This window comes from Psychrobacter sp. AOP7-B1-25 (genome assembly GCF_052376195.1).
Taxonomy (GTDB): Bacteria; Pseudomonadota; Gammaproteobacteria; order Pseudomonadales; family Moraxellaceae; genus Psychrobacter.
Genome location: NZ_JBQSVK010000001.1, coordinates 299,931 through 317,345, shown reverse-complemented (window position 1 = coordinate 317,345; position 17,415 = coordinate 299,931). Strand labels below are relative to the sequence as shown.

At 43.0% G+C, this 17,415-nt stretch carries 16 protein-coding genes; 5 read left to right on the top strand and 11 right to left on the bottom strand.

Annotated features, from left to right (window positions below):
- Positions 1-3 precede the first annotated feature (3 nt).
- The 3 genes from ACT3QR_RS01240 to ACT3QR_RS01230 all read right to left on the bottom strand — a co-directional run bounded on the left by ACT3QR_RS01240 (position 4) and on the right by ACT3QR_RS01230 (position 4,173).
- Positions 4-342 (bottom strand): RidA family protein, encoded by a 339-nt coding sequence (locus tag ACT3QR_RS01240; RefSeq protein WP_444519841.1) that lies wholly within the window; start codon positions 340-342, stop codon positions 4-6.
- A gap of 59 nt (positions 343-401) precedes the next feature.
- Positions 402-1,649: an NAD(P)/FAD-dependent oxidoreductase gene (locus ACT3QR_RS01235; protein ID WP_444519575.1), complete on the bottom strand. Its 1,248-nt coding sequence runs from the start codon at positions 1,647-1,649 to the stop codon at positions 402-404.
- 343 nt (positions 1,650-1,992) lie between these two features.
- Positions 1,993-4,173 (bottom strand): ATP-dependent helicase, encoded by a 2,181-nt coding sequence (locus ACT3QR_RS01230; RefSeq protein WP_444519574.1) that lies wholly within the window; start codon positions 4,171-4,173, stop codon positions 1,993-1,995.
- A 269-nt stretch (positions 4,174-4,442) separates the two neighbouring features.
- Here ACT3QR_RS01230 and ychF point away from each other — a divergent pair, with 269 nt between their 5' ends.
- From ychF to ACT3QR_RS01210, 4 genes are all read left to right on the top strand, one after another.
- A complete protein-coding gene (ychF, locus tag ACT3QR_RS01225) occupies positions 4,443-5,534 on the top strand; it encodes a redox-regulated ATPase YchF (protein WP_444519573.1) in 1,092 nt (363 codons plus the stop codon).
- A gap of 130 nt (positions 5,535-5,664) precedes the next feature.
- Positions 5,665-6,237, top strand: coding sequence for a hypothetical protein (locus tag ACT3QR_RS01220; protein ID WP_444519572.1), 573 nt, complete (start codon positions 5,665-5,667; stop codon positions 6,235-6,237).
- 168 nt (positions 6,238-6,405) lie between these two features.
- The gene (locus ACT3QR_RS01215; protein ID WP_444519571.1) at positions 6,406-7,821 is read left to right on the top strand and encodes a deoxyguanosinetriphosphate triphosphohydrolase; all 1,416 of its coding nucleotides are present in this window, start codon (positions 6,406-6,408) and stop codon (positions 7,819-7,821) included.
- A gap of 104 nt (positions 7,822-7,925) precedes the next feature.
- Positions 7,926-8,606, top strand: coding sequence for a TetR family transcriptional regulator (locus ACT3QR_RS01210; protein ID WP_057759356.1), 681 nt, complete (start codon positions 7,926-7,928; stop codon positions 8,604-8,606).
- A 21-nt stretch (positions 8,607-8,627) separates the two neighbouring features.
- On the opposite strand, the gene gspK is transcribed toward ACT3QR_RS01210, so the two are convergent.
- The 6 genes from gspK to ACT3QR_RS01180 form a co-directional block, all read right to left on the bottom strand.
- Positions 8,628-9,695, bottom strand: a complete 1,068-nt coding sequence (gspK, locus tag ACT3QR_RS01205) for a type II secretion system minor pseudopilin GspK (protein ID WP_444519570.1) — start codon at positions 9,693-9,695, stop codon at positions 8,628-8,630.
- 48 nt (positions 9,696-9,743) lie between these two features.
- Complete coding sequence (gspJ, locus tag ACT3QR_RS01200) at positions 9,744-10,568, bottom strand: type II secretion system minor pseudopilin GspJ (protein WP_444519569.1); 825 nt, start codon at positions 10,566-10,568, stop codon at positions 9,744-9,746.
- Positions 10,565-11,032 (bottom strand): type II secretion system minor pseudopilin GspI, encoded by a 468-nt coding sequence (gspI, locus tag ACT3QR_RS01195; protein ID WP_444519568.1) that lies wholly within the window; start codon positions 11,030-11,032, stop codon positions 10,565-10,567. The genes gspJ and gspI overlap by 4 nt, the downstream gene beginning before the upstream one ends.
- A 38-nt stretch (positions 11,033-11,070) precedes the next feature.
- Positions 11,071-11,730, bottom strand: a complete 660-nt coding sequence (locus ACT3QR_RS01190; protein WP_444519840.1) for a prepilin-type N-terminal cleavage/methylation domain-containing protein — start codon at positions 11,728-11,730, stop codon at positions 11,071-11,073.
- A 349-nt stretch (positions 11,731-12,079) separates the two neighbouring features.
- Entirely contained in the window at positions 12,080-12,763 is a 684-nt protein-coding gene (locus ACT3QR_RS01185; RefSeq protein ID WP_444519567.1) for a TetR/AcrR family transcriptional regulator, read from the bottom strand.
- Positions 12,764-12,996: 233 nt separating this feature from the next.
- A complete protein-coding gene (locus ACT3QR_RS01180) occupies positions 12,997-13,785 on the bottom strand; it encodes a TatD family hydrolase (RefSeq protein ID WP_444519566.1) in 789 nt (262 codons plus the stop codon).
- Positions 13,786-14,028: 243 nt separating this feature from the next.
- Between ACT3QR_RS01180 and ACT3QR_RS01175 the strand changes: the two genes are divergently transcribed.
- The gene (locus ACT3QR_RS01175; protein WP_444519565.1) at positions 14,029-14,694 is read left to right on the top strand and encodes an acyltransferase; all 666 of its coding nucleotides are present in this window, start codon (positions 14,029-14,031) and stop codon (positions 14,692-14,694) included.
- 21 nt (positions 14,695-14,715) lie between these two features.
- Here the strand turns inward: ACT3QR_RS01175 and ACT3QR_RS01170 are convergent, their stop codons facing one another.
- Entirely contained in the window at positions 14,716-16,503 is a 1,788-nt protein-coding gene (locus ACT3QR_RS01170) for a GspE/PulE family protein (RefSeq protein WP_444519564.1), read from the bottom strand.
- A 59-nt stretch (positions 16,504-16,562) separates the two neighbouring features.
- Entirely contained in the window at positions 16,563-17,408 is an 846-nt protein-coding gene (gene tsaA / locus ACT3QR_RS01165) for a tRNA (N6-threonylcarbamoyladenosine(37)-N6)-methyltransferase TrmO (RefSeq protein WP_444519563.1), read from the bottom strand.
- Between the last annotated feature and the right edge of the window lie 7 nt (positions 17,409-17,415).

The window sequence follows — 17,415 nt, the reverse complement described above, 5'->3', positions numbered from 1 at the left end:
TCTTTACTCAGCAGCGATGGCGATCATCTCAACCAATAGCTCAGGGCGTGCTAACGCTGATTCGCCGCAAGCACGCGCTGGTGGCTCAATACCTTCAAACCATTTGTCATAGACTTCATTCATAGCCGCAAAGTCTGCCATATCTTTGATCCAAACCGTTACTGATAGTAGCTTTGATTTGTCACTACCTACCTCTTCTAACAACGTTTGGATTTTTTCTAAGCAAGTCAACGTTTGTGCTTTGATATCGTCTTCTGCATTACCTACCTGACCGCATAAATATACGGTTTGGTTATGAACGACGATTCTGCTCATACGCGGGGTGCTGTGTAGCTTCTTTATCATGTTGTATACCTTCAATCTATTGATTTAAATCTGCGATAACTCTATCAAACACGCTCTTATTTCGAAAAACGCTGAGCACTAAATGGTGCAAGGTCTACCAATAATGGCTTTTCATGAATCATTTCTTCAACCAAACGACCTGTCATAGGTCCTAAGGTAAAGCCTTGATGACTGTGACCAAAGGCGAACCATAATTTGTCATGCTTGTCTGCAGGACCAATAACTGGTTTCATATCAGGCATACAAGGACGTGATCCTGCCCATGCTTCACTCTCAACCGCATCTTCTAATGGCAGAATTTTACGAGCAAGCTTCAATACAGTTTGCAGTTGACCAAAGTTCTTTGGCGCATTCATGGTGGTCATCTCAGCACCGGTCGTGATACGGATACCCTGCTGCATCGGACCCATCACAAAGCCTTTATCCATATCAAACATACTGTGATTGATGGTATTTTTTTCTGTCACTTTGAAATGCTGATGGTAGCCACGCATTGGGAATAATGGCAAGTTGTAGCCAAGTGGTTTGATCAAGTCATTAGACCATGGGCCTGCTGCGATAACCAATTTATCACTATAATAAGTGTCGTTATCAGTGATAATTTTCCAGCCTTCACCATCTTTTACGATTTCTTTTACATCGCTTTCTTTGATCGTACCCTGCATATCTTGGAAGTTTTTCGCATAGGCTTTTACGAGCGAGCTTGGGTTTGATACTTGCCAAGAATTTTTCCAATGAATTGCACCAACGAAACCTTCAAAATCAGCACTAGGTTCCATTGCTTTTAATTCTTCAAGGTTTAGGACGTTGTGCTCAACACCTTGGTTGCGCGCATCGATGGCTGCTGCTTGCGCTTCTTTGAAGGTCTCTTCAGAGCGATGCAATTGCAACCAGCCATCGCGAGTAATTAATTCATCAGCACCAGATGCTTCAATCATCGTTTGATGTTCACTGGTACAATGCTCAATCAGCGTCTGCCACTCTGATTCGATTTTATTGACTGAAGCAGGTGTAGAGTATTTCCAGTACTGAAGTAGTGCTTGGTGATAACGTAAAATTGCCGGGATACGATAGCGAATATCGGTACCTTGGTTCGGCAACACTCTGATCATCTCAGTCAGCTGACGAGGAAAAGGATGTGTATGAATGGCTTCGCGCTGAATCAATCCTGCATTACCATACGAGGTCTCTGACCCTGGCAATTTTTTGTCTAACAATAATACATTTGAGTTATTTTTTTGTAGATGCCACGCGATTGACGTGCCAACCATACCTGCACCGATAACGATAACTTCGTAGCGCATAACCTATCCTTTTCTTAGGGTGTTAATACAGAGTATCAAATATAAGGGTCTAACAGAATTAGGTGGTAATAGTAACGCATTAGGATAAATTTTAAACCCTTATCTGAGAAATATTTTTGTGTTATATACTTTTAGTTATGGGGTTTTTGAGAAAGTATTTTCGATAGGAATAATACCAACCTTAAGCTATAACCTAGCAACGAATTTGATGAAAATAGCGTCAAATTATTCAATACTTTTGGTTATAAAATGCTCAACTATTGGTAAGTTAACTTATCTATATTGCTGAACAGTTTTATTAGTTTATATTTAATAAGTTAGACAGTTAACGAAACATAGAACACTACCACCACACTGGATCATCACTCTCCATACTAGGTCTTTTAACAGTCTCAACCGTCACCTCATTCGCAGATAGCTCTGCGATAAACCGTGACGGCTTGTCAAAATAACCTGAATAGCTGGAAAAGTAATCAGGCGCCGTAAGATACAGCTGAGACTTAGCACGACTACAGGCGACATAAAACAGCTTGCGCTCCTCTTCGAGCTCCTCAAAGTCATCCAACGAGCGATGATGCGGCGTCATACCATCGACCAAAGCGTTCACAAACACCACTGGCCACTCTAGTCCTTTGGCACTATGAATGGTCGAAATAGTGACTTTGTCCGTATCGTTTGCTTCAGGCTCACTGGTTTTCACCACTGAATCATTGGGAGGGTCAAGTGCCAAGTTTTCTAAGAAGTCATCAAGACTACTGTATTGTGTTGCCAAATTTTTGAGTACACGAAAGTCCTCGCTACGCTCTCGCCAATTCTCTTCGATCGTTTTTAAGACAGGAATATAAAACGCTAAAATATGCTCAAGGATATTTTCAATGGATTCAGCCTGAGTAGCATTAGTAAGCGTATGGTAAAGAGGCTCAAGCTGCTCGCTTTTTTTGGCAAACTTTGCGGTAGTTAATGGCTCAAACGAATTATTGTCAGCATTAATTGCTTGGGTCAAACGCGTCGCGGTGACTGACCCTACTCCCTTAAACAAGGTCAAAATACGGTGCCATGCGATCGTGTCATTGGGGTTATAAAGTATCTTTACGAATGCCAAAACGTCTTTTATATGACGCCTCTCTATAAACTTGATACCACCCACGACGATAAATGGAATATGACGATCCATAAATTCTAATTGGACATAGTTGGACTGAAATGACGTTCGGCACAATACAGCAAAGTCTTCATAATCAAACTCTGATTTTAGCTTGATGATCTTATCAGCAATATATTTGGCCTCACGGGTTTCATCACGCAGGCGACTAAATACCGGCTTGATTCCTATTATTAATGCGTCAGAGTACAGCTGTTTTTGATAGCCTAGCGTGATTTGTGCTGACAAGGCATTGATATAGTTTAAAACGGCAGGCGTACTGCGATAATTTTGCTCAAGCTTGATCAACTTGGCATCGGGGTAACTCTCACCAAACAACAAGATATTTTCATAATTGGCACCGCGAAAGGCATAAATACTCTGACTGTCATCACCAACGACCATGAGCGATACCGACTCAGGCTTACAAATCAAATCTATCAGCTCTTTTTGTGGAATATTGGTGTCTTGATATTCATCGACCATAACGTAACGGTACTGACGTTGTAGCAGTTGTCGAAATTTATCATTGGTCTTTAAATGGCGTACCACTTGGCTAATAATATCGTCAAAGTCATAAAGATGATTGGCCCGCTTGTACTCATGAAAGTCAACCGCCAGCTGCTCAATGATAGGAATATGTACAGCGATATCAGGGTAACTGCTTTCTATCAAATCGCGGATATGAATGCGTCTATTTCTAGAGGTTGAAAAGATGTTTTGTAAAGTCTTTTTACGAGGAAACGCTTGGTTTTTGGTTTGGGTGGGATACTTCTTTTCTTTATGAATTAGATCAATCGCATCTTCACTATCACCCGTGTCTAAAATCGTAAATCGAGGATTGATACCAAGCAGCCCTGAATACTGGCGCAGCAGCATATTACAAAATGAATGAAAAGTGCCGCTAGCAATATCGTTGAGCCACTTATCAGTTGGCAGCTTATCCTTGGCCAAATCCTCGTCAGACAAACGGCTTGTCAATAGCGTTTTTGCACGACTTTTAATTTCATTGGCCGCTTTTCGGGTAAAGGTGAGTAGCAAGATATCTTTAGGCGACACCCCATTCTCTAACAGATAACTGGTTCGATAAGTGAGCGTTTTGGTTTTACCAGAACCTGCACCAGCGATGACCAACACCTTGCCTTCGATAGTCGTTGCAGCCATTAGCTGGTCTGGATTTAATTCACTGGCATAATCGACCTTTAACCCCGCACCACTATCCAATCTTTGATCTAATAACTTGATATTTTCCGCCTCAGCAGTATCAATCAGATTGGCTTCTAGCTTTTTGATTGCCTGCTCAAGCTGAGCCAGCTTAAGTTTCATTTCAAGGAAGTTCTGCGGATAACTATAGCGGCGTGTATTAAAAATTGTGGTCGTCATTATAAGGAGTGGCCTTTCGTTTATGTTAATCGCCTTTACAAAGGATGAACCTTTGACATTGCTATCAGATCAGTTGCTCATTTTATAGTACAGCTTACCATAATAGATAAAATGGCAAAATTACTAGCAATAACAGATGCTAAATATCAGTCTACAACGCAACAACCTCACCCCTATTCAGGTAAATTTGCTACAATGTGCCCAATTTTGATTTATCATTTAACCAATCTTTATACCAACTGATTTTATTACTATATTGAGAGAATGCTATGGGTTTTAATTGCGGCATCGTTGGCCTACCAAACGTGGGTAAATCCACCTTGTTTAACGCCTTGACCAAAGCGGGTATCGCCGCTGAAAACTTCCCGTTTTGTACCAAAGATCCCAACACGGGTATCGTGCCAGTACCAGATCCACGTCTAAAGAAACTGGCTGACATCGTCATCCCCGAACGTGTACTGCCAACGACCATGGAGTTTGTCGATATCGCAGGCTTGGTCGCAGGCGCATCAAAAGGCGAAGGCATGGGCAACCAGTTCCTAGCCAATATCCGTGAGACTGATGCGATTGCTCACGTCGTACGCTGTTTTGATGATGACAATGTGGTACACGTTGATGGACGCGTCAGCCCAATTGATGACATCGAAACCATCAATACCGAACTGGCATTGGCAGATTTAGAAGCTGTAGAGCGTGCGGTATTTAACTTGACCAAAAAAGCCAAAGGCGGTGATAAAGACGCTGCAGCCATGCTAGATGTGTTCAAAAAAATTGAGCCATTATTAGCAGAAGGTAAAGCTGCTCGCGCTGCTGGCCTAGACGCTGATGAGAAAAAACTGATCAGAAGCTATGGTCTAATCACTCTAAAGCCAACCATGTATATCGCTAACGTCGCTGAAGATGGCTTTGAAAACAACCTATACCTTGATGCAGTACGCGACTATGCCACTGGTGAAGACTCTATCGTCATCGCACTATGCAACCAAATCGAAGCTGAAATCGCTCAGCTTGATGAAGAAGACAAAAAAGACTTTTTGGCTGAAATGGATATGGACGAAGCTGGTCTAGATCAAGTCATTCGTGGTGGTTACGATTTGCTTGATATGCAGACTTACTTTACCGCTGGTGTCAAAGAAGTGCGCGCATGGACGGTCGCTGTTGGCGCTACAGCCCCGCAAGCTGCTGGTGTGATTCATACTGATTTTGAGCGCGGTTTCATTCGTGCTGAGGTCATCGCTTATGATGACTTTATCGAATACAACGGTGAAAAAGGCGCTGCTGCTGCTGGTAAATCACGCCTAGAAGGTAAAACTTATATCGTGCAAGATGGCGACGTCATGCACTTCCGCTTTAACGTTTAATATTTAAGCGGTAAAGCGTATTTATAAAAAACGAGCCGATGTTGGATATTCTCTAGCATCGGCTTTATTTTACCTACCTATTGTTATATTATAACATACCTTCATTTTCACTTATTCGAGAACTTATACCATGACTGACTCTCTCTCATTCTCTAAACTTGCAGGCGCTGCATTAATCGGAAGTATCATGACAGGCTCATTATTGGGCTGTCAGCCTAGTACAGATACAGCAGTATCTGAAGAAGTAACGGCAGAGCATGATCACGAAGAACATGATCACGAAGGGCAAGATCACGAAGGGCACGATCACGAAGGGCACGATCACGAAGGGCACGATCACGAAGGGCACGATCACGAAGGACACGATCATGAAGGACACGATCATGAAGGACACGATCATGCCAGTGCAGGCACGCCATTTACCTGTGAGCCAACTGCTACCATTGGTGCTTCTTACCATAACGACGATACACCACACACCGCAAACTTAATCATCGATGGTCTAGATTACGATTTGGTCGCTACCTCAGATAGCAACACTGATACCAATACACAAGCGTATGTAGGTGAGATTGGACTGGATGACACTCACGGTATCATATGGCAAGTAAATGGCGACAAAGCAACATTGCGTAATAAAACACTAGATAGTGATGTAGCGATTGAAGAGGAAGAAGTGTTATTTAACTGCCAAAAATCTTAATGTAGTCAATTCAATATGATTCGGATACAAGCAAACCAAGTAAAAGCACTACAAGCAGTAGGCTAAGCGAAAATAACATCGTATCCACTTTATAGATGGTTGACTATAGCTGTACCAAGGGCGCTAATTTGCTATGCTAGAGGCTCCCTTGGTTTCGGATGTTTCAATATGCTAAGTACACCAACTTCCTTGTCATCTCCTACCACACAATGGTCGCAGCTCCTCAACTCACAGCGTCTTGGTGCTACCAAAAAATTCAACGCTAATACCAGTACTCGCTCTCAGTTTCACAAAGACTATGACAGGTTGGTATTTTCTCATTCTTTTCGTCAGCTCAATCAAAAGACCCAAGTTCATCCGTTGACCAATCAGCTCGGTATTCATACGCGCCTGACTCATTCGCTAGAAGTTTCTTCTATTGGACGCTCTTTGGGAATGATGGCTGCTGAAAAAATTCATGATGCGTTAAGTAGCGGCTTGCCAGCAGGAGTGTCACCAGCAGATGTCGGTGTCATTGTGCAAGCAGCTTGTCTCGCTCATGATATAGGCAATCCGCCTTTTGGCCACGCTGGAGAGTATGCGGTTCGTGATTGGTTTAGGCAGCCCGACCCTCAAGCGATTTTGCAAAACTTAAGCAGCAACGAGCGACTGGACTTACTGGCATACGAAGGCAATGCTCAAGGATTTCGCTTATTAGCACGTAATGAACATCACCCTGATAAAGGTGGTATGCGACTCACTTGTGCCACCTTAGGCGCATTTATGAAATATCCATGGTTGGCGACTCACAGCAACGACGTCAATGACAACCATTATAATGTGCAGAAATTTGGCTGCTTTTATAGCGAGGCTTCTCAGTTAGAAGAGTTAGCAGCCTGTTTGAACTTACCACGCTCAGAGCAGCACGATGGTTTTGCGCGTCATCCATTGGCTTACTTGCTAGAAGCGGCAGATGATATCTGTTACGCACTAATCGATTTAGAAGATGGCATCAATCTGAATATGCTAACCTATAGCGAAGTAGCCACGATATTTTATGAGCTAATTGGTGAGCGCCCGAGTAGTGTAAGCTTGCCAGCACATATGTCTGTTAGACAGAGTCTCGCTTCTCTGCGGGCACGAGCTATGATGCGTTTGGTCAATACTGTTACCGATGCTTTTGTCGCTAACAGCGATGCATTGCTGGCGGGCACGCTGCAAGGCAGTCTGTTTGATCATTGTGATACCAGCGTACAGAGGGGTATTAATCAAGCTAAGCAGTTGGCACGCGAAAAAATATTTAATCATCCTAGTAAAGTAAGGATGGAGCTGATGGCCAATCAGTGCTTACATAGCCTATTGAATGCCTTTATGCCACTCGCTTGGACAGGGTCTCAACCTGCTACTATGCAGCCGCCAATGTCCTTTGAACAGCAACGTTTATTAAGATTATTGCAGCCTCATCTTGACGAGCATCGCCGCGTATTGTCCGACGATACCTATCATAATGTCTTAAATATTTTGGATTTTATTACAGGTATGAATGACCATGAAGCCTATCGATTGGCGCAAGAATTGCAGGGACATTGGGGCACAGTGGTTTAAAAGACCAGTGCAGGTTTAGTAAATGAACACGAATGGCGTATTTCAGTCGTATTTATACGTTGAAATGAGTATGATAAACCTCTATTGGATAATTTTGAAATATTATGAGCAGTCGCGAACAAAAAAAACTTCAAACTCGGCACGCCTTTTTTAATGCTGTGCTTGATTTATGTATGACAGGGCAATCTTTTAGCTCTATCAGCCTCAGACAAGTAACACGCGAGGTTGGCGTTGTGCCGACTGCGTTTTATCGCCATTTCGATGATATGGAATCACTTGGACGTGCTTTGGTCATTGAGGAATTGGGCGGCACGTTAGCTACTTTAAGTGACAGTCTACAAATTGGACGCAAACGTAGCTTTGATCGCCAAATCGCAAAAAGCATTCAGCTGTTTTTGTATATGGTCAGCGATCAGCCTTATTACTGGCAATTCTTGGTCAGCGAGCGTTATGGTGGGTCAGAAGCAGTGCGAAAAGCTATCAATGAGTTAATTAAGATACACGCTCAAGGTTTAGCAGACGACTTAGCGTTACAGCCAGCATTTACTCACATCAATGCTTACGACCGTCGTTTATTGGCTGAGGCTGGCGTAAACATGTTCTTCTCTTGGATTATTGACTGGTTAGAGCTAACCTATACGGAAGATCATGATGATGAGATTGATCTAAACGAAATCGAAGAGAATAAACAGCTAATGCTACATAACTGTACTCGTCAAGCACAAATGCTTTTTTACGGGGCTTATAACTGGAAGTCTAGCGAAGAAACACGCCTTAAAGATTAAATACGATCCCAACACTATCCGCTAAAAACTCGGACGAAATGCCCATAGTCGCTGTGTCACTACTTGGACTTCCTTGGGCATTTTACCGTCTACCTCACCACCATTTGCCGCTTGATTACTATTAGCTGTCTGACTACTATTAACTGCTTGATTAGTATCAACGACAGTTTTACTAATCAAGACGGTGGCAAAACGCTGTCTAGCCTGACCGACAGCTGCATTATCAGTTGCTGTGATAAGCGCCATAAAAGCTTGGCTATCAACGGCCAGCATTGGTGTTAACGCTTTACGCTGTTCTTCATTTAAACTACTAAATATCGGTAATTGCCACATTGCATCAATAGATGTCAGCGCCTGCTGTACGCGCATATCAATCAGTGCTTGCATCTGTTGACTGTTGGCGCCATCAACCAGTGCTGCTAACAATACTGGACTGGCAGTATTGATATTAATCGGCACATAATACGGCACCGCAGTCAGATAAGGTCGCAATACCGCTAATGTCTCCGCACTCATCCCTTTGACTTCTTGTAGCTGATCGATACTGACAAACGGCTGATTTGGCAGAGCGTCTGAAGCTATAGCGTTTGACTGCTGCGCATATACCGCACTTTCATCACCGCCATCTTGATATACCTCGCCGCCTGCATCTTGCCAATCAAGTACGGCAGTAGCGATATCAGGCTCTAGATTTAGTTGCGTGAACAGTCGTTGGAATGTTTCTAAAGCACTGGTGTTGACCGTTCCATCTTGATACAAGTTATTAATGTTAAAACGACCAGACTCATCACGTAGCTCGATGCTGACACTATGATTGGCCAATGCATACGGTGGTATTGGCTGCGCCCAGATATCTTGCGCACTATCAGTATCATTAAAGTTGCTATCAGCATGAATCATCGTTACTGCCAATTGTTGACCTGCATCGATATCTTGCAGTAACTGATTTTGATCAAATAACAGACTACTACGTCTAATCGTAATTTTTTGGCTAGCAAGCATAGACCCTGCAACCACCGTGATGCTCACTACCAATAATAAGATAGTCAGTAATGCGACACCGCGCTGAGAGTTCGCAGTTATCGACATACACAGCCTTTGTTATTGAGCAGTTGATACATTTTAGCGACTACCTTCTCAATTATTCGTTGCTACATTGCTATTATCAGCACCGCTGCTGTCACTGTTAGCATTATCATTGCTACTACCGTCTGTGTTGTTGACTATGCTTTGATTATTGCTATGTGATATCGGTTGCGGAGCAAGTGCCCATTGCCAAGTGATTGGCATGTCTTGATAAGTAAAGTTAACCGCAATTCCTTTCGGTAATAAAATAGCTGTGGGTTTAGGACTCACTGTATTTGCTGCTTGTCCTCTTGCTGTATTTGTACTATTGCCACTGTTAGTATCGTCGCTCGGAAACTTGATGCTTAGCTCTGGTAGATAGGCTTGCCAGCGTCCTGCTGTAATACCTTCAAGTAACACGCTATCCAAGCTAACGCTATCACGTCCGCCTTCGATACTGGTATATTGACGACGTATCAAACGCTCATCTGCGAAAATGTATTCGATACGTTGGATGCTATTGCTACTCTGATATCTTGGATCAGGATCGGCGAAGCGTACAAAGCTGACACGTTCATCATCTAAGCTCATAAAGGGCTCAGGCGCTATTTCGTTTATTTGCTCGCTTGATTGAGTATTATTACCTGAACTAGTACTGTTGTTCGCTACACTGACATTCTGGGTAGTCGCCGCTTGATAAGGGATCATCTGACCCATGTCTTGCTGTAATTGCAAATAGGCGTACTGCAAGACAGCTAGATTGTCAGCATGGATTTGCGCGCGTTCACGAGCACGGTTTACACCATCAAATACTTGCCAACCTGCAACGGCTAGCATTGCAAATATTGCCATCGCAACCATTAGTTCAAGCAGTGTGAAACCACGCTGATGCCTCACAAACCGCCCCCTGCCTGCTCGCTATTACCTGTACTTAGACCACTTAAGTCCAAACTGCCCGTATCTTGCTCAGCATTACTTAGCATCATAGTGATATCAGTAACCGATGTGCGTGTCTGTCCATCTATAATGGGTGCCACTGCGATATTGACTTCTTTTAAGGCGGGTGTGATGGCGTCACCGACTGTCATTACTATTTGCCAATCACGCCCTTGAGCATTAACGGTTTGAGTGCGGTTGGCTGTCAGCCACGTCTCTTGAATTCGTAAATCAGCGGCGGCATTTTGAGCGACGAAGTGAGCAAGCGTACGAGTACGCAATATATCAACCGAGCTCAAATACGCACTACTAGCACGGCTCGCCGCGACTGCTACCACTGCTAAAATAGCCAGAGCAACCATCACTTCAATAAGGGTAAAGCCGCTCTCGCGTCCAGGCTTGGTTGATATAGACTTGAATGACATCGGCTGGCTAGTCATAAGAGGTTTATATAACTTCGTCACTAGACCCCCTGTCCGATTCGCATGCTACCATCTGGCATTATCGTAATCACCTCGCCCACTAAACGCGAATCGTGAAGTATTTCAATAGTGACAGGCGCTGCTTGTCCCGTACCAAACCACAATACCTGCGGTACATTTTGATCACTAAACCAAGGTTGTAACGTTTGGGTTCGCTCCATATTCTGTGAACCGCTAAAATCCAGACTTTGAACTCTAATACTCACGCCAGTAGGAAGCTCAGGCAAGCTAACACCTGACTCTACCTCCCAGCTTGGCGTTGGTTTTTTCTCATCGTTAGAGCCTGAAAGACCAGCAACTTCTGCCGACAGCTCCATGGCATTCTTAGGCTGACTGTCGGTGCTAGCTGACGTCACCTTCGTTGTTTGATACGCAACATATGGATTTGACAGAGCAACGATGACTGGTTCTACTTGACCTTGCTTATCTGCTTGCATACGCAAACCCATTGGTTGCATACGCTCAGCAGATAATAGGCGAACGTAGCTCAACGAATCGGTCAAATGCTCATAGAAAGCGCGGTTTTTGCGAGATTCACTACTACCAACAGACAAACTCATCATACCAGCAAATATAGATAGGATAACCACTACTACTACGATTTCTACCAACGTAAAACCAGTCTGTGCCCGATTTTTTATTGATGAAGCAGACGATAAGTGATGAGTATAAGTTAGTGTGGAGGGGCAACTATGACAATGGTTTATAGGACTGATGTGAAAACAACCTGACCGAGAATTTCGACTAATTAAAGTAAAAGAGCAAGTAGCCGCTGAATTGGACTGAGACTTGACAGTGACCAGCATATTGCACCTATAAGTCCAATTTTAATTGTCGCAGAATGAGAAAGGGGTTTTGAAGAATATTACAAGATATACAAATTCGTGCTGCAATAGTAACCATTACAACACGACTTATTAGAGCCAAAAAAGGTTCACAACCCAAAAACTAATTGTTCCTTTACTAAGAGCTACTTTATCAATAATTGCTTTAGTAGTTGGTATTGCGATGCTCTTCTGATTCAGTATCGATTTGTTCTACCAGCTCCTGCATATCCTCATCCATCACTTCGTCATCGTCAGCAGGATAATGGCTTGGCAACTCTAGCACCTGCTGAACAAAGGCGTAACGCAGCGTATCACGGCGACCTAAGTAGCGTTGATAAAAGCTTGAATTTAATAATCCTGCACCGCCCTGACCAATCGCCCAAATAGACGATAGATAATCACGAGTACTCAGGTTGCTGTGCTCGTCTTTTAGGTATACGCTGATGATATCAATCAAACGCTTCATGCGCTGACGACGGATATCATACAACTCACCAAACAAACGGTTAAGACCAGTCACTGATGCTGCCAGGCGCTCTTCGATTTGGTTCAATAGCATGGCTTTTTGCGGGTTGAATAACTGCTGGAAAATCATGCGGGCAACGCCTGCCGATGGGCAGTCATCAATGCGGTTAATCTCAAACAATTGCTCTTCGTAACGAATAATAATACGCAGATAAAGCTCATCTTTACTGGAGAAATGCTTGTATAAGGTACCTTTAGCCAAATCGAGCTGATCCGCCAAACTGTCTAAAGTGATATCACCATCGCCTGACTCAAGTAGCAATTGCTCTGCCATCGCTAAGATATTCTCTTCTCGTGCCTTGAACTGGTGCTGACGACTCATAATCTCTCCTAAAACATGACAAGATTAAGCATATGTCCATCAATTATGTACGTACATTTGGCAATGAGCGTATAAAGCTATACAAAAGCTGCTGAAATACCATAAAAGGGATATGCTTACATTTAAAATTAGTCATTTATAATCATGTAGTTGCGTTTAGCGAATCAAATACTAAATAGGATTGAACTATAAGACTATTGTACAAATGACTGACTGGTCATAGCATAACCATTTTAATGATACTGTGCCAGTAAATTTTCAAAGTTTTTTGCGGTTAATGCACCGACCTCGTTACTATCACAACCATACATATCTGCAATAAAGCTCGCGACATAGGGTACATAGGCAGGCTCATTGGGGCGACCGCGTTTAGGAACAGGCGCCAAATATGGACTGTCTGTCTCAATCAAGATTCTGTCTCTAGGCATATGTCGTGCAGCGTCTTGGATGTTTTGTGCGCTTTTAAAACTGACGATACCCGAAAAAGAAATATAGAACCCCAAATCCAAAGCACGTTTCGCAGTCTCCCAATCTTCAGTGAAGCAATGAATAATACCATGCTCAGCACCTTCACTTTTTAAGATATCGATCGTATCTTCTTTTGCATCACGCATATGTATGACAAGCGGTTTTTTGAGTTGCTGACTGGCATGGATATGACGTGCAAGACTGGCTTGCTGCTCTTTTTTGTTTTCTGTAGACCAGTAGTAATCTAGCCCTGTCTCACCTATTGCCCATACATGGTCTTTATCAGCAGTCTCTATTAAACGCTCAACAGTCGCTGATTTCAGTACATCGATATCTTCGCAAGGATGGATCCCTACACTCATCCCTAGATTTAGTGTCTCGTCACCATAGGTGCTCACAATGTTGGCAATCTCGTCATACTCTGCAAAATCACACATAATTGCCATCGCGCGGGTAACATTCGCAGCTTTCATGGCGTCAATCGCGCCAGATAATTTACCGTCGTATTTGGTCAAATCTAAACGGTTGAGGTGGCAATGAGTATCTGTAAACATAAATAATCTCGTTGTTGAAACTTTCTCAATTAAAAGTCTGGGAATTTAAATTTTCTTAATATTAATTGCTATGAAGGAAGCTGTTTTCAAGTATGGTTTAGCGGTACACTACGTTGATTGTTATAAAAAACACTCTAATCGTATATTTTAGCTAAGTGGAAGATGAGCACTTAGAAGATACCGTCAAAATACTTTAAGAGATGAAGCCTTGAAAATTTTATTATCTCTCATAAGCGCCATACTATGAACCATAAAAAAACCATCACTTTATCCCCTGTTTTCAAAACACTATTGCCCAAGCAACTGTACAAACAATGGTTTTTATTACAAGATAGAGGTCATAACAATCATATTGAAATTGCCAAAGACATACGTATCATTGGCAACTCTACAATCACTATTCGCAAGGGTGATAACAATCGCATCACCATCGGTAGTCATGGAAAATTTAACAAATTAAAAATAGACATCAATGGTAATCACAATCAAGTCACTATCGCAAAAAATGTTAAATTTTCTGGTCAGTTGTTAGTCGTTGGTAATCATTTACGTATTCATATTGGTGATCATACCACTGCCATCGACTGCTATATATTGGCACGTGATAAGAGCGTGACTATTGGTAATTCTTGTATGATATCGCGCGGTATTGAAATTCGTGCTACCGATGTGCACAAGGTATACGATATAGATACTAACGTACGAGTGAACAAAGCACATTCTGACGTCATTCTAGGAGATCACATTTGGATTGCGGCTAATGTGACTATTTCAAAAAACGTCTCTATCGCTGATGGGTGTATCATCGCAGCAGGTGCCTTCGTCAATAAACCCGTTACGATACCAAACTGTATGGTAGCAGGCACACCAGCAAAAATCATTCGCCAAAACGTACGTTGGGAACGCTAAACACGACTTCAAATACAACAGTTAATTAAGAGGCACCATTCGCATGACCTCTTCTATAGTGGTTACGCCTTCACTAATGCGCTTTGCCCCTGACAAACGTAATGGCTGTAGACCTTCACGATAGGCTTGTTGTTTGAGCATATCTAAATTCGTGTCGGCTGCGACCAGTTTTTTTAATTCGTTAGACAATGGCATAATCTCGTATAGGCCGACTCGTCCCTGATAACCAGTGTGTCGACAGTGCTCGCAGCCTTGAGCTATATAAATTTGTGCTGGGGCAGGTGCGCGCCAAGGTTGTACCAACTCCTGCCATTGAATGGCAACCTCGCTATCTGGCATAACGTCTACCGCTTTTTTACAATGTGGGCATAGCGTACGTAATAAGCGCTGTGCCATCACGCCTAAGATAGTTGCTGATGTCAAAAATGGTTGAATACCCAAATCATGCAAGCGAGTGATTGAGCTTGGCGCATCGTTAGTATGTAGTGTCGAGAGCACCAAATGCCCTGTCAATGAGGCTTGTACTGCCATATTGGCTGTTTCAGCATCACGAATCTCCCCCACCATAATAATATCCGGGTCTTGACGCATCAAAGAGCGAATGCCGTCAGCAAAGTTTAGATCAACACCTGGATTCACTTGCATTTGGTTAAATGCAGGTTCAATCATTTCAATAGGATCTTCAATGGTACAGACATTGACTTGTTCAGTCGCCAGTTGCTTGAGAGTACTATACAAGGTTGTAGTTTTACCTGAACCTGTAGGCCCAGTGACCAAAATAATTCCATTTGGATGGGCCGTCAATTCGTGCCACGTTTCAAGCTGCTTGCCTGATAAGCCAAGCTGACCGAAGGAACGTACTAGTACTTCAGGATCAAACACCCGCATGACCAACTTTTCACCAAAAGCGGTTGGCATAGTCGACAAACGTAGTTCTGTCTCTAACCCTTTCGGCGTTCGCGTCTTTAAACGACCATCTTGCGGCTTACGCTTTTCTGCAACGTTTAACCGCCCTAGAATTTTGATACGCGCGGTCACCGCGACGATGATTGCCAACGGCATCTCATACACCGTGTGAAGCACACCATCAATACGGAAGCGAACCTTACCCGTCTCACGACGTGGCTCTAAATGGATATCACTAGCTCGTTGCTCAAAGGCATATTGCAACAGCCAATCAACGACCCTGACAATATGCTGGTCATTGGCATCAGGGTTAGTATTGTCACCCAATTGCAGTAATGCTTCGACATTGGTCACATCGGCAGCTGCACGCTTATGGACACTATTTGCGCCTGCAATCGCTTGGGTGACTTGATAGAACTCTTGCCGGTAGCGTTTGATCTGCTCAGGATTAATATAGACTGTACGATAGCTTTTTGATTTGATCAGTTTTTCAATATTTGAGTGCCAGTCAGTATGAAAAGGCTGATCTGTTCCGATAATCACTTCATCTACAGCGACCTCAATCGGTAAAATATACTGTGAGCGTGCATATTCAAATGACATCAATTGAGTGACCGCAGGAACATCGACCTTTAGAGGATCAATACGAACGAGAGACATACCTGCTTTAGCCGCCAACCACTGGTTAAGCCAGTCCAATGTTAATTTATTTTCAGCGCTATTGTCCGTCGCGTGGCCATTAGGTAAGCCAAATTCACTAATCGTTAGTAGAGGATGCTGCGCCTTATCACGACGGCTAGTAATGACTAGATTATAGCCACGTTGATCAATCACTCTATCTGCCAATAGCTCATCTAGACACCAACGCAAATCAATTACTATCGAGTACTGTTGAGCAGACATATCTCTCTTCTTCTATTATTTTAAAAAATTTTGCCAAAAATAATATCAATGTAAGCCAGTTATATTGATATCACAGCGGTTATCTGTAGCTGTCCTGATTCCATCAACTGAAAACTTACATCGACTGACTTATAGCGCATAATAAATGGCCTGGCTATCTCTGTCTGACGATAAGCTGGACGCGGATCTTGGGCAATTAACTCTCTGATAATGCTCATATCTGAGGCTATCAATTGACTTTGTATACGATGAATCGTAGACGCAACTGTCGTATTACTCAATTCAAGGTTTGCGTCGTTGATACTTGTATCATCGTTATGAGTGCCGTTGTTTATCAGCATCATAAACTGCTCATTAGCAGCGTCGGTCACGGTCACATTTAGTAATTTTGGCGCAGTTGATGCAAATCCGCTCTCAGCCTGTATCAACGCATCGCTGTAAGCAACATATGGCTTTATATCAATGATTGGCGTGCCATCTATCATATCAGTGCCTTTGATAACCAGTAATACACGACCTTGGACTACTTTGATCTGTTCGAGCTTGACAACAGATAGGCCTAGCCCTGAAGGACGATACATACTACGACTGGCGAACACCCCTATCTTTTGATTACCACCCAACCTTGGTGGTCGTACTTGAGCGCGAAAGCCAGTACTCGTTTCATTATTATTTTTATATCGGTAATTATGATGAAACTGCCAACTGACCCATATATGACTAAACTTATCTAAACCATCAAATGCAGCTGGCGTATCATATGGCGTTAACATCTCAATAATACTGGTCAAAGCGACCAAATTTGGTTGGCGCGGCGCACCAAATTTTTGTGACAGCGGTGCGCGGTGATAGCCGATAAAAGGAGCTTGGTGGTAGTTATCTAACAGTGGCTTCTCATTAAGCATAGAATAA